The sequence below is a fragment of the Pseudoxanthomonas composti genome (assembly GCF_004122095.1).
Lineage (GTDB): Bacteria > Pseudomonadota > Gammaproteobacteria > Xanthomonadales > Xanthomonadaceae > Pseudoxanthomonas_A > Pseudoxanthomonas_A composti.
The window spans coordinates 530,191-543,982 of the sequence record NZ_SAWZ01000002.1; the positions used below are offsets into that span (position 1 = coordinate 530,191).

The 13,792-nt window shown below is 67.7% G+C and carries 11 protein-coding genes; 3 read left to right on the top strand and 8 right to left on the bottom strand.

Annotated features, from left to right (window positions below):
* Positions 1-180: 180 nt before the first annotated feature.
* From EPA99_RS05560 to EPA99_RS05570, 3 genes are read left to right on the top strand one after another with little or no spacing between them, the layout of a single operon-like run.
* Positions 181-1,182 (top strand): methionine ABC transporter ATP-binding protein, encoded by a 1,002-nt coding sequence (locus EPA99_RS05560; RefSeq protein WP_129470195.1) that lies wholly within the window; start codon positions 181-183, stop codon positions 1,180-1,182.
* Positions 1,179-1,871, top strand: coding sequence for a methionine ABC transporter permease (locus EPA99_RS05565; RefSeq protein WP_129470196.1), 693 nt, complete (start codon positions 1,179-1,181; stop codon positions 1,869-1,871). Before EPA99_RS05560 ends, EPA99_RS05565 begins: the two co-directional genes overlap by 4 nt.
* A 45-nt stretch (positions 1,872-1,916) precedes the next feature.
* Positions 1,917-2,726 (top strand): MetQ/NlpA family ABC transporter substrate-binding protein, encoded by an 810-nt coding sequence (locus tag EPA99_RS05570; protein ID WP_129470197.1) that lies wholly within the window; start codon positions 1,917-1,919, stop codon positions 2,724-2,726.
* Positions 2,727-3,387: 661 nt separating this feature from the next.
* Here the strand turns inward: EPA99_RS05570 and EPA99_RS05575 are convergent.
* From EPA99_RS05575 to EPA99_RS05610, 8 genes are all read right to left on the bottom strand, one after another.
* A complete protein-coding gene (locus tag EPA99_RS05575) occupies positions 3,388-4,947 on the bottom strand; it encodes a sodium/sugar symporter (RefSeq protein ID WP_129470198.1) in 1,560 nt (519 codons plus the stop codon).
* 30 nt (positions 4,948-4,977) lie between these two features.
* Entirely contained in the window at positions 4,978-5,889 is a 912-nt protein-coding gene (locus tag EPA99_RS05580) for an SMP-30/gluconolactonase/LRE family protein (RefSeq protein ID WP_129470199.1), read from the bottom strand.
* Between the two features lie 2 nt (positions 5,890-5,891).
* Complete coding sequence (locus EPA99_RS05585; protein ID WP_129470200.1) at positions 5,892-6,680, bottom strand: SDR family NAD(P)-dependent oxidoreductase; 789 nt, start codon at positions 6,678-6,680, stop codon at positions 5,892-5,894.
* A gap of 5 nt (positions 6,681-6,685) precedes the next feature.
* Positions 6,686-7,834 carry a galactonate dehydratase gene (gene dgoD, locus EPA99_RS05590; protein ID WP_129470201.1) on the bottom strand — a complete coding sequence of 383 codons (1,149 nt, stop codon included), beginning with the start codon at positions 7,832-7,834 and terminating at the stop codon, positions 6,686-6,688.
* Complete coding sequence (locus EPA99_RS05595) at positions 7,831-8,466, bottom strand: 2-dehydro-3-deoxy-6-phosphogalactonate aldolase (RefSeq protein WP_129470202.1); 636 nt, start codon at positions 8,464-8,466, stop codon at positions 7,831-7,833. Before EPA99_RS05595 ends, dgoD begins: the two co-directional genes overlap by 4 nt.
* Before the next feature lie 10 nt (positions 8,467-8,476).
* On the bottom strand, positions 8,477-9,193 hold the full coding sequence (locus EPA99_RS05600; RefSeq protein WP_129470203.1) for a FadR/GntR family transcriptional regulator: 717 nt from the start codon (positions 9,191-9,193) through the stop codon (positions 8,477-8,479).
* Between the two features lie 105 nt (positions 9,194-9,298).
* Complete coding sequence (locus EPA99_RS05605) at positions 9,299-10,876, bottom strand: exo-alpha-sialidase (protein WP_129470204.1); 1,578 nt, start codon at positions 10,874-10,876, stop codon at positions 9,299-9,301.
* The gene (locus EPA99_RS05610) at positions 10,873-13,623 is read right to left on the bottom strand and encodes a TonB-dependent receptor (protein WP_129470205.1); all 2,751 of its coding nucleotides are present in this window, start codon (positions 13,621-13,623) and stop codon (positions 10,873-10,875) included. The genes EPA99_RS05605 and EPA99_RS05610 overlap by 4 nt, the downstream gene beginning before the upstream one ends.
* Positions 13,624-13,792 lie beyond the last annotated feature (169 nt).

Consider the following 13,792-nt stretch of genomic DNA (forward strand, 5'->3'; position numbering starts at 1 on the left):
ATCAGATTCGCCACTGGCCGATCACACCTTGATCGAATGCACGGCATGCAATGAGCCGCGCACGGCAGCAGCCTGCACCCGTGGCGTAGCCCTCACGTAACTGACTTCTGCCCGCCGACAGCGCAAAATGGCCGCCCTGCATGGGTTGGCCATGCGTGTTCGGCATGGCCCCCAGGCAACGTGATCAGACTTCAGCAGGTTCGAAAAGACTACCCGGTCGCCGGCGGCCACACCGTGGCGGCGCTGCATCCGCTGGACCTGGAGATCCAGGACGGGGAGGTGTTCGGCATCATCGGCCACTCCGGGGCGGGCAAGTCCACCCTGATCCGCCTTCTAAACGGCCTGGAAGCGCCTTCGGGCGGGCAGGTGCTGATCCAGGGCCAGGACGTGGGCCGGCTGGATGGCGAGGGCCTGCGTGCGCTGCGGCGCCGGGTGGGCATGATCTTCCAGCACTTCAACCTGCTGTCTTCGCTGACCATCTTCGACAACGTGGCGTTCCCGCTGCGGCTCGCCGGCGAACCGGCCAGCCGCATCGCCCAGCGGGTGCCGGAGCTGCTGGCGCGCGTGGGCCTGCAGGACCATGCCCGCAAGTATCCGGCGCAGCTGTCCGGCGGGCAGAAGCAGCGCGTCGGCATCGCCCGCGCCCTGGCCACCGATCCGATGCTGCTGCTGTGCGATGAGGCCACCAGCGCGCTGGACCCGCAGACCACCGCCTCGGTGCTGGACCTGCTGGCCGACATCAACGCCGAGCTCGGCCTGACCATCGTGCTGATCACCCACGAGATGGACGTGGTGCGGCGCATCTGCGACCGCGTGGCGGTGCTCGATGCCGGCCGCGTGGTGGAGCAGGGCGCGGTGGCCCAGGTGTTCCTGCACCCCCAGCACCCCACCACCCGGCGCTTCGTGCGCGAGGCCGATCCCGCCCACGGCCAGGGTGAGGTCTCCATCGAGGCCGGCAACGCCCTGCGGCTGCGCCTGACCTTCACCGGCGACACCACCTACCAGCCGATCCTGGCGGCCGTGGCGCGGCAGACCGGCTCGGATTTCAGCATCCTGTCCGGCCGCATCGACCGCATCCGCCACACGCCGTACGGCCAGCTCACCGTGGCCTTCACCGGCCAGGTCGAGTCCGTGCGCGCCGCGCTGGAACACGCGGGCGTGGACGTGGAGGTGCTGGCATGAGCGCGCTGGTGCTGGGCAGCGCCTGGTTCCCCAACGTCGATGCGGCCAAGGGGCAGGAGATCGCCGCGGCCACGCTGGATACGCTGATCATGCTGGCGGCCTCGCTGCCGCTGAGCCTGCTGATCGGCCTGCCGCTGGGCGTGCTGATGTTCCTGACCGGCAAGGGCCGGCCGCAGTCGCGGCCGTGGCTGTACAACAGCCTGGCCTTCGTGGTGAACATCCTGCGCTCGGTGCCTTTCATCATCCTGATGATCAGCCTGATCCCGATCACTCTGGCGGTCATGGGCACCTCGCTGGGCGTGCGCGGCGCGATCCTGCCCCTGGTGGTGGGCGCGGCGCCGTTTTTCGCGCGCCTGGCCGAGGCCTCGCTGCGCGAGGTGGACCGCGGCGTGGTCGAGGCGGCCACCGCGATGGGCGCCACCACCTGGCAGCTGATCACCCGGGTGCTGCTGCCCGAGGCGCGCCCGGGGCTGATCTCGGCCGCCACCATCACCGCCATCGCCCTGGTCGGCTTCACCGCCATGGGCGGGGCGATCGGTTCGGGCGGCCTGGGCGACCTGGCCTATCGCGATGGCTACCAGCGCTCGCAGACCGACGTGGCGGTGGTCACCGTGGCCCTGCTGCTGGTGCTGGTGCAGTTGATCCAGATGCTGGGCGACCGCCTCACCGCCCATTTCACCCGCCGCTGATCCAGGCTTGTGCCTGATTCGGCAAGACCTCCACGGAAAACCCCCATGAAGCTCACCAACGCCCTGTTCCTCACCCTTGCCACCGTCGCCCTGGCCGCCTGCGGCAAAGGCGGGAGCGCGGCCGCCCCGCAGCAGACGCTGTCGGTGGCCGCCACCGCCGTGCCGCACGCCGAAGTGCTGGAGGTGGTCAAGCCAATCCTGGCCAAGCAGGGCATCGACCTGAAGGTGCGGGTGTTCAACGACTACGTGCAGCCCAACGACCAAGTGGTGCAGAAGCAGCTGGACGCCAACTACTTCCAGACCGAGCCCTACCTGGACGCCTACAACCGCGACCGCGGCACCAAGCTGGTCACGGTGGCCGGCGTGCACATCGAGCCCTTCGGCGCCTACTCGCGCCGGATCAAGACCCTGGCCGAGCTGCGCGATGGCGCGGACGTGGTGATTCCCAACGACCCCAGCAACAACAGCCGGGCGTTGATCCTGTTGGACAAGTCCGGGGTGATCAAGCTCAAGGATCCCAGCAATGCGCTGTCGACCCAGCGCGACATCGTCGAGAACCCCAAGCACCTGAAATTCCGCGAGCTGGACTCGGCGATGCTGCCGCGCGTGCTCGACCAGGTGGACCTGGCCTTGATCAATACCAACTATGCGTTGGACGCCGGCCTCAACCCGACCACCGACGCGCTGGCGATTGAGGACTCCAACTCGCCTTACGTGAACTTCCTGGTCGCCCGCGAGGACAACCGCGACGATCCGCGCATCCAGGCCCTGGCCAAGGCACTGACCAGCCAGCCGGTGCGGGATTTCATCGGGCAGAAGTACAAGGGGGCGGTGTTGGCCGTCGCTCCCAAGTAGAGGAGTGAGCGGGGAGGAGTGAGGAGTGAGGAAGTGCAAGAGCAGAAGCACTGTCTCGGCGCTCACTCCTCACTTCTCCTGGCCCACTTCTCTTGCCAGCCTGGGAAGAAGCGGCTCATCAACCTGTGGGAGCCGATTCATCGGCGAAGGGTCTTGCCTTCAGCCCATGAGCTCGCGTGGCAAGCCCCTTCGCGGCTGAAGCCGCTCCCACGGGAAGCGACGGCGGTCGCGCTGCAGCCCTTCGAGTGCCGCGTTGCTTGAAGCAGGCGTGAGCGGGGAGGAGTGAGGAGTGAGTAAGTGCAAGAGCAGGAGCGCTGTCCTGGTGCGCATACCTCACATTGTCTTGGCCCACTTCTCTTGCCAGCCTGGGAAGAACCAGCTCACCAACCTGTGGGAGCCGATTCATCGGCGAAGGGCCTTACCCTCAGCCCATGAGCTCGCGTGGCAAGCCCCTTCGCGGCTAAAGCCGCTCCCACAGAAAGCGGCGGCGCTGCCGCCATCGCCTGGACACTCGGGTGATCGGCCATTGATCGTCGGATCGATGTGCGTGGTCTCGCCTGAAGCAGGAGCCAGGAGAGTGTGGTGAGAAGTGACCCGCCGCGAGCGCGGTTCTAACGCTCACTCCTCACTCCTCTCCACTCACTCCTCAACCTCCCACGCCTCACCAGAACGTGGCGTACAACGCAGCGATCACCGCCAGGGTCGCGATGGAGGCGATGTTGAACGAAGGCGCTGTGGCGTAGCTGACGTCGCGGGTCTGGATGCGGTCGCGGTCGCCGGTGGCCTTGGTGAACAGGGCCACCACGGTGGACAGCAGCAGGCACAGCAGGAACACCACGCCGATGCGATCCATGAACGGCATCTGCGGCAGCGCCAGCTTGAGCACCATGGACAGCACGAAGGAGCTGATGGCCGCGGTCAGGGCGCCGGCTTCGTTGGCGCGCTTCCAGAACATGCCGTGGAAGAAGATCACCACGATGCCCGGGGTGAAGAAGCCGGTGAATTCCTGGATGTACTGGAAGCCCTGGTCGAAGCCGCCCAGCAGCGGCCGCGCGGTCAGGGTGGCCACGATGATCGCGCCCACCGCGGCCAGGCGGCCGACGTTGACCAGCCGCTTCTCCGAGGCCTGCGGCGCGCGCTTGGCGTAGAAGTCCAGGGTGAAGATGGTGGCCACCGAATTGATCTTGGACGCCAGCGAGGCCACGATCGCGGCGATCAGCGCGGCGAACACCAGGCCGAGCACGCCGCTGGGCAGCAGCCGCATCATCGTCGGGTAGGCCTCGTCCGGGCGCTCCAGGCCCGGGGCCAGCATCACCGCGGCGATGCCCGGCAGCACCACGATCACCGGGATCAGCAGCTTCAGGAACGCGGCGAACACGATGCCCTTCTGCGCTTCCTTGATGTCCTTGGCCGCCAGGGCGCGCTGGATGATGTACTGGTTGAAGCCCCAGTAGCTCAGGTTGGCGATCCACATGCCGCCCAGCAGCACCGACAGGCCCGGCAGGTCCTTGTAGAAGGGGTTGTCCGGATGCAGGATCATTTCGAACTTGTCCGGGTGCTGCTGCCACAGCGTGGTGAAGCCGTTGACGATGCTGCCATCGCCGATCTGGCTCAGGGTGATGCCGGTGACCATCAGCCCGCCCAGCACCAGCAGGCTGACCTGGACGATGTCGGTCAGGGCCACGGCCTTCAGGCCGCCGTAGAGCTGGTAGGCCAGCGAGAAGAGCGCCAGCAGCACCAGCGCCACGTCCTGGTTCAGGCCGGTGACCTGGGCGATGGCGATCGAGCCCAGCCACAGGATCGAGGTCAGGTTGACGAACACGTACAGCGCCAGCCAGAACACCGCCATCACCGTGCGGATGCGGGTGCCGTACCGCTCCTCCAGGAACTGCGGCATGGTGGTGATGCGGTTGCGCAGGAAGATCGGCAGGAACCACTTGCCCACGATCAGCAGCGTCAGCGCCGCCATCCATTCGTAGGAGGCGATGGCCAGGCCAATGGCATAGCCCGAGCCGGACATGCCGATGATCTGCTCGGCCGAGATGTTGGCCGCGATCAGCGAGGCGCCGATGGCCCACCAGGGCAGGCTGCGGCTGGCCAGGAAGTAGTCCTGCGCGGACTTCTCGCGACCGCCTTTTTCGCGCGAGACCAGCTGGGCCAGGATGAAGATGCCCGCCAGGTAGACCAGCACGATGGCGATGTCGAGGGTGGAAAGACGCATTCGGTGAATCTCCGCAAGTGAACCGCGCCCCTAGCGAGGCGCGGCTGAATCTGGATGGCCGGCGAATCGGACTTCGGGCAGGCCGCGCACGCCCACGTCCAGGGCGAACACATGGCCGGCCTGCGGATCCTGCGACCGCGCCGCATCGTCCATGCCGTCGTGGGCGCTGGTGACGTAGAGGGTGGACAGGGCAGGGCCGCCGAAGGCAGGACGCGTGGGTTGGCCGGTGGGCACCACCAGGATCTGGTCCAGGCGGCCGTCGGGCAGGTAGCGCACGATGCGTGCCGCCCCCCACTGCGCGTTCCACAGGCCACCTTCGGCGTCCACTGCGGAACCATCGGGCTCACCGGGCTGGTCGGACAATGCGACGAAAGTCGATACCGGCCCGATCACATCGCCATAGGCGCAGCGCTGGATACGCTTGTCCAGCGAATCGCAGAAGTACATCGTTTCGCCATCCGGGCTGAAGGCGATGCTGTTGGAAATGGCCACTCCGGGCAGGGGCAGCTGTTCCAGCGACAGGTCGGCATTGAGCCGCCAGAACGCCCCCACTGGCTGCTTGTCGCCTTGGGCGGGCTCGTGCAGCGTGCCGAACACCAGGCGCCCCTGGCGGTCGCAGCCGCCATCGTTGGCGCGGGTGTCGCCACGTCCGGGCAGGCGATGCAGCTCGCGCAGCTCGCCGGTCTCGGGGTGGAAGAAGGCCAGGCGCGAGGCCAGCGCCAGCAGCAGCCAGCCCGGCGCCTGGCACAGCGCCAGGCAGCCCAGCCGCTCGGGCATGGGCCACTGCCGGGTCTGGCCGTCGGCCGGGCGGTGGCGCCACAGCACCGCGTTGTGGATATCGGTCCAGTACAGGGCCTGCTCGCGTTCGCACCAGACCACGCCTTCGCCCAGGCGGTTGCCGGCCGGCACCACGGTGCGCGCATCGTGACTTGCCAGGGCCATGCTCACACCCAGCCGCCGTCGACGATGAACTGCTGGCCGGTGCACATGCGGCTGTCGTCGGCGCCCAGGAACAGGGCCATGCGCGCCAGGTCCTCCGACTGCAGGTAGCCAGGCAGGCACTGGGCGCGTTCGATCTGCGCCTGGCCCTCGGCATCCAGCCACAGGCGGCGCTGCTTCTCGGTGATCACCCAGCCCGGCACCAGGGCGTTGATGCGGATGCGGTCGCGGCCCAGCTCGCGCGCCAGGCCGTTGACCAGCCCGTGCACGGCCGACTTGGCCATGGTGTACATGGGGTAGCCGGCGTTCTTGATCATCCAGCTGGTCGAGCCCAAGCAGATCACCGAGCCGCCGCCCAGCCCGCGCATGTCCTCCACCACTGCCTGGGTGGCGAAGTACTGGTGGCGCAGGTTGACCGCGATGCTGCGCTCGAAGTCCTCCGGGGTGGTCTGGCTGAAGTCGTGGCGCACGTCATTGGCGGCGTTGTTGACCAGCACGCCGATCGGTCCGATCTGCGTGCGCGCCTGGGCAATGGAAGCCTGCAGAGCGGCCACGTCGGTCGCATCGGTGTGCAGGTAGACCGGTGCATGCGCCACGTCCTGCAGGCTGGCCAGCAGGGCCTGCGCGCCGACGTCGTCGATGTCCAGGAACGCCACGCGTGCGCCCTGGCGGGCGAACTGCTCCACGAAGCTGGCGCCGATGCCGGTGGCGCCGCCGCTGACCAGCACCGCGCGCCCGGCCAGGCTGGGGTAACGGGCCATGTCGTCCCGGGTGTGCTCGATGTCCTCCCTCATCGCGCTCACCACTCGGCCACGCTGCCATCGGCGTGGCGCCAGATGGGGTTGCGCCAGCGGTGGCCTTCGGCCACGCGCTCGTCCACGTACTGCTGGTTGATCTCGATGCCCAGGCCCGGACCATCGGGGATGGTCACGTAGCCCTCGTTGTAGGCGAAGGGCGCGCGGTCGACCAGGTAATCCAGCAGGTCGTTGGTGGCGTTGTAGTGGATGCCCAGGCTCTGCTCCTGGATGAAGGCGTTGTAGCAGACCGCATCCAGCTGCAGGTTGGCGGCCAGGGCGATCGGCCCCAGCGGGCAGTGCAGGGCGATGGCCACATCGTAGGCCTCGGCCATCGCCGCGATCTTGCGGGTCTCGGTGATGCCGCCGGAATGGGAGGGGTCGGGCTGCAGGATGTCCACGCCGCCCTGCTGCAGCACGCGCTTGAAGTCGAAGCGCGAATACAGCCGCTCGCCCAGCGCGATCGGCGCCGGCGACAGCGCGGCCAGCTCGGGGATCGCTTCCAAGTGCTCGGACAGCACCGGCTCTTCGATGAACATCAGGCCGAAGGGCGCCAGCTCGCGCATCAGCACCTTGGCCATCGGCTTGTGCACGCGGCCGTGGAAGTCCACCGCCAGGCCCACGTCCCGGCCCACCGCATCGCGCACGGCCTGCACGTTTTCCAGCACCCGGCTGACCTTGTCGTGGGTGTCGACGAACTGCACTTCTTCGGTAGCGTTCATCTTGACCGCGGTGAAGCCGCGCTCGACCGCGGCCTTGGCCGCGCGCGCGGTGTCGGCCGGGCGGTCGCCGCCGATCCACGAGTACACGCGGATGCGCTCGCGCACCGGGCCGCCCAGCAGCTTGTGCACTGGCTGGTCCAGGGCCTTGCCATGGATGTCCCACAGGGCCTGGTCGATGCCGGCCAGCGCGCTCATCAGGATCGGCCCGCCGCGATAGAAGCCACCGCGGTACAGCACCTGCCAGTGGTCTTCGATATGGCGCGGGTCCTTGCCGATCAGGTAGTCGGACAGCTCATCGACAGCGGCGGCGACGGTGTGCGCGCGGCCCTCGACGACGGGCTCGCCCCAGCCGCTGATGCCGGCATCGGTATCGATACGGACGAACAGCCAGCGCGGCGGGACGAGAAAGGTGGTGACAGCGGTGATCTTCATGGGGTGGGGGCCCTGTTGGCCTGGTTCCAGGCATCGATGAAAGCGTGGGCGCGACGGCCGATCTCGGCCGCGTCCACGCCAGGTTTGAACAACGCCGAGCCGATGCCGAACCCGGCAGCGCCCGCGGCGAGATAAGCGTCCATGTTGTCCGGGGTGATCCCGCCCACCGGCAGCAGCGCGGTGCCCTTGGGCAGCACGCTCAGCCAGGCCTTGAGCACGGCCGGCGGCAGCTGCTCGGCGGGAAAGAGCTTGAGCGCATCGGCGCCTGCGGCCAGCGCGGCGAACGCCTCGGTCATGGTCGACACGCCAGGCGCGCAGACCAGGCCGGCGGCCTTGGCCGCGGCGATCACCTGGGTGTCGGCGTGCGGCATGACGATGAGCTTGCCGCCGACGCCGGCGATGTCCTGGACCTGTGCCGGCGTCATCACGGTGCCGGCGCCGACCAGGCAGCGGTCGCCGAAGGCCTCGGCCAGCAGGCCGATGCTCTGAAGCGGGTCGGGCGAATTGAGCGGCACTTCCAGCGTGCGGAAGCCAGCCTCGACCAGCGCGCCGCCGATGGACAATGCCTCCTGCGGCGTGAGCCCCCGCAGGATCGCAACCAGTGGAAGGGGTTGCAGCCATGCGGTACTCATACAAACTTCCTCAGCTTTTGGTTTTGCGGGTACGTCCGCGTCGTTTGATGTTGGCGCGCGAGTCCACGATCATCCCGTGCATCGCCTCGCGCGCCATCTCCGGCCGCTTGAGCCGGATGGCGTCGTAGACCGCGTGGTGGCGCGGCAGGGAATACTTGAAGTTGGCCGCGGTGCTGGCCGACAGCAGCAGATAGGCTTCCAGCGCGGTGTCGATCACCGAGAACAGCGAGCCCAGCAACTCGTTGTTGGCCGCCTCCAGCACGCTGGCATGGAACTCCAGGTCCGCCCGCGTCCACGCCTGCTGGTCCTGGGCGGCTTCCATCGCCTCGTAGGCATTGCGGATGGCCTCCAGCTGCGCGGGCGTGCGCCGGCGCGCCGCTGCCGAAGCCGCGGCCGGTTCGATGATCTCGCGCATCTCCACCAGCTTCTCGACGAAGTCGTCGGTGGGCATGGAGGCACAGCGCCAGGCCAGCACGTCGGCATCCAGCTGGTTCCAGAAGCGAGGATCGCGCACCCGCGTGCCGGTCTTCTGCTTGGTCTCGATCAAGCCCTTGGACCCCAGCACCTTCAGCGCCTCGCGCAGCGCCGAGCGGCTGACCGCCATGCGTTGGGCCAGGGTTTCCTCGCGTGGCAGCAGATCGCCAGGCTTGATCTCGCCCACCACGATCATGCGACCGATCTCCTGGATCACCTGGTCGTGCAGGTTGCGAACCGCGATTTGTCTCACTGGATCCCCTTACGCCGGCCGCGCCGCGCGATGCGAACGCTTTGATTATCCGACAATAAGGGGCCCCATCAACCCCGTTCGTCAAGCACGAGCTGGCCCGCTGCATCATGGCGACACGGCCCCGAGGTCGATGGCGTCGTAGTCCAGCGGCTGCCGAGGGTTGTCCACGATAATGCGGTTCTCCCCGGACTTGAACGCGGCCTGGAACGTTGCCGTGCGCCAGCCGACGTCCTGACTGGTGCCCAGGACCTGGCCCGGCTGACCGTTGACCTGCAGCTGCGGTGCGCCTCCCAGGCCGATGTCCCGGAAGCGCACTTGCACCTGGCGTTGGCCGGCCCGCGCGGACTGCACGGGGAAGACCAGCCGCGCGCCCTCGACCCCGGCCACGCGCACCCGACGCCCGGCCGAGGCAGAGACGTCCTCGATCTGCGCCGCGCCGGTGCGCAGGGCGTTCTCGGCCTCGTATCGGTTCAAGTCCAGCGGCGCGCTGGCGTAGAGGATCTCGTTGTCCTCGTCCACCTGCGGGGTGGCGGCCACGGAGGAGGAGGTGACATGGAGCAGCTTGCCGTCGCTGCGGGGCAGGATCACCTGGGTCCAGCCGGCGTGGGTGTTGCCCGTGCGCTTCTGCACCGGTGCCACGGTTTCCCACCAGGGACCGCGGCCACCGGTGTCGTTGCGGTACAGCGTGCGGGCCCCTGGGTCGGCCCCGCCACCGGCGCGCTGCGCGGCCACGATCAGCACGCCCTCACGGGTTTCGCCCGGCAGCCACTGGATCATGGGACAGGCCGAAGGCCAGCCACCGGACAGGGTCTGCAGGCCAACCCCCGGATCGGCCGCATTCCATTCCAGGCCGTCGCGACTGAACTTGATATGCACCTGGCCACTGTTCGGCGCGGCGGTGTTGTCGATGGTCTCGTAGACCATGGCGTATTGCTTGTTCGGCAGGCGCTGGACCACCGCCATGCCGGGACGGTCCACGCCGCCGGGCAGGGCGACATCGAAGACTTCCTCACCCCAGGTCCTGCCGCCGTCGCTGGAGACCTTGTGCGCGATCAGCTGGTTGAAGCCGGCGCGTTTGTGACGCTCGCTGGAATAGAACGCCACCATGCGGCCATCGTCCAGCACCACGATATAAGGCTCCCACACCCCGCCGTTGAGGCGGTCCGAGGGCTGGCCCGAGCCTTTGACGATCGAGCTGCGGTACTTCCAGGTCCGCCCGCCATCGGCGCTGGCATAGAGCTGCATGTCCTGGGCGGTGATGCGTCTGTCGGCATTGCGCTCGATGGCATTGGCCGCCAGCAGCACCGTGCCGGCCGGCAGATCACCGCTGCTGCGCGACAGCTCGCTCAGGTGCGGCTGCCAGTGCAGGCTCCAGTGCGCAGAGCCGCCGTGGGTCTGGTCGGCGATTTTGCCGCTCAGCGTCCAGTGATCGCCCTCGTCGCGGCTGACGTACAGCGGCAGTGTCGGATCGCCAGCGATCTCGAACACCATCAACGTGCGCCCGTTGTCGGCCGCATCGCGCTGATGCGACAGGCGCACAGCCGAGGCATAGCTCATGCCCTTGGCTAGCCGCGTGCCCACCACCGGGGCTTCCGGCTTGGGCGCGGCCAAGGCAGCGCTGGTACCGACGCAGAGCAGCGTCGGCACCAGCGCGGCGACCAGCAGAGCGCAGCGCTGGGTCACAGCTTGACCCGGACGCCGAAGGACACAGTCTGGTCCTGGTAGCGGATATCGCGCGGGCGGGTCTTGCCGCCGCCCCAGTACTGGTACAGGTTCTCGCCCAGCAGGTTGGTGGCGGCCAGGACCAGGGTGGTCTTGGGCGTCACGTCGTAGCTGACAGAGAAGTCCAGCTGGTTGGCTGGCACGATCTGGTCCTCGTTGCCCGAGACCGTGTTCTGGGTGAAGCCGGCGACATAGCGGCCGCGATAGCCATAGGCCAGACGCGCCGAGACACCGAAGTTCTCGTAGAACAGCACTGCGTTGTAGTTGGTCTTGGAGACGTTCTGCAGCGGGCGCTTGACCGTGGGGCCGCCGATGAAGGCCGGCGATTCGGTCTCGCCATCGATGTAGGTGTAGTTGAACTGCGCGCCCAACCCACTCCAGGCGCCGGGCAGGAAGTCGAAGGTCTGCTGCCAGGCCGCTTCCACGCCCTGCAGGTAACCGCTGCCTGCGCTCTGCGGCTGGGTCAGCTGGTAGGCCTCGCCGCCGATGGTGACGTCGGTGGTGTAGTTCTGGATGTAGCCGTCGATGTCGCGATAGAACAGGCCCAGGCTGGCGTAGCCCACCTGCGAGAAGTACCACTCCAGCGAGGCGTCATAGCTCTTGGATTCGATCGGGGTCAGGTTGGCGTTGCCGCTGGCGGCCTGGCCGGCACGGTTGATGGTGCCCGGGTTGAGCGAAAGCGATGGGTTGAGCGAACCGAATGCCGGGTAGGCCAGGGTCTTGGCCGCGGTGACACGCAGCTGCCAGGCATCGTTGAACTTCATGTTCATGCTGGCATTGGGCAGCACGTTGGTGTCCTCGGTCTCCAGCGCCAGCGGGCTGTAGAGCCCGGTGCTGGCGTCGAAGGAGAACGCATCCAGCGAGCGCTTGACCTTTTCCACGCGCGCGCCGACCAGGCCGCTGACCGCAAGGCCGAACAGTTCCGTGTCGTACCTGGCCTGCAGGTAGCCGGCCAGCTTCTTTTCCTGGATCTCGAAGAAGCGCCCGGGGTTCTCCACCGGCTCGCCGGAGGGCAAGCCGTAGAAGTTGCGGTAGGCGTCGCGGTTGGCGATCAGGTTATCGAAGCAGGGCGTCAGCCAGCGTTGGCTCATCGCGCTGTTGTCGCGCATGCTGCAGAAGAAGTCGGTGCCGGGGAAGCGCGCGGTCACCTGGTTGTCCGGGTTCGGGTTGGCGGTGATGTTGCCGGTGCCCGGGCCGCCGGGGGGCGGGGTGGAGATCTCCACGCTGCCGCGCTGCATCGAGGTGCGGTCGGCATAACGCGCGCCGAACTGCAGGGTGTCGATGGGGCCGTCCATGAACTGGAAGGCGCCATCGCCACGCCAGGCGTTCTCCTCGCCCTCGCTGCGGCTCCAGGTCTGAAACAGGCCGTTGAGGTAGAAGTTGTTCGGGTCCAGGGCCGGGTTGCCCGACAGGTGCCAGTTGACGTGGCCGCCGCCGCTGCCGCCCCAGTTGGTGGTGATCGGCCCGGCCAGGAAGGTGTCGATGATGAAGTTCGGGTTGTAGTAGTAACCCGAGGTCCGCGACAGTTCGGTGGACAAGCGCAGCTGGTCGCCGCGCCACTTGAAGCCCAGCGCGTTCTGGATGTCCTGGCCCTTCTGCTCATGGGCCTGGGTGCTGGTGGCCGAGTAGGTGTCGCCGCTCCAGGTGCCGTTGGTGGCATCGCAGATGTTCTGCCCGAAGAATTCCCCGGGGAGCTGGTTGGCATAGCAGTTGTTGCCCACGCCCAGCTGCGAGGGCGCCACGCTGCCGACCGGGAAGGAGAAGTAGTAGTTCTGCGAGTAGTCGTCCCTGACCCAGTCGTACAGGCCTTCCAGGTAGACCTCGGTGTTTTCGCTGGGCTTCCACTGCAGAGCGTAATTGAAGGAACCGCGCTTGCGATCGCCATGGTTGTAGGCGGTGCCGAAGCCGTTGGGCGCGGCGATCAGGTCGCCACCCTCGGTGCGGATCGGGGTGCCGCTGCCATCGGTCAGGACCTTGGGGAAATCGCCCCAGACCGCGTCGTAGGCGTACTCCTTCTCGATGTAGCCGAAGTTCACCAGCGCGCCGAATTCGCCGGCACCGGTGTCCCAGCGATCGCTCAGCAGCAGGCTGGCGTTGGGATCGAGCGAGCCGCCGTACTTGCTCTGCACCGCGTTGTAGGTCGCGGCGACTTCGCGGCCGTCGAAGTCGAAGGGACGCCGCAGCTGGATATCGACCACGCCGGCAATGCCGCCCAGCGGCAACTGCGCCTCGCTGGTCTTGTACACGCTGAGAGTCTTGACCGCCGTGGCCGGCAGGTTCTGGAAAGCATAGCCGCGGCCGGAGCTGCTGAAGATCTCGCGGCCGTTGAGCGTGCTGATGACGTCGGGCAGGCCACGGATCACCACGCCGGTGGTCTCGCCCTGCGTGCCCTGGGCGATCTGCACGCCGGTCACGCGCTGCAGCGCGTCGGCCACGCTGTTGTCCGGCAGCTTGCCGATGTCCTCGGCGACGATGGAATCGACCACCATGTCCGAATCGCGCTTGATGTTCTGCGCGGTCTCCAGGCTCTGTCGCAGCGCGGTGACCTTGACCGCATCCAGCTGCGTGGCATCGCCCGCGCTGGCGCCGGCCTGTTCCTGGGCCGTGGTATCGGTGGCGGGGGTCTGCTGTGCGGCGGCCAGGGCGGGCAGCAGCAGTGCGGACAGGATCGAGACGGACAACAGGGAACGGGAAGGCCGGTGTTGCATGACGTCGTCTCCGGACGAAAGCGTTGGGTGGCCGCCGCGGCGGAGGCTGCGGCAGTGAGGGTTCAGCGGATCAGGCAGCGGATGTTTCAGACGCTCGGACAGGACCCTGCGACCAGGCCCTGCCGCGACCACGCCGGCTCAGTGGCCCGGCATGGCCTGTGGCTTCCAC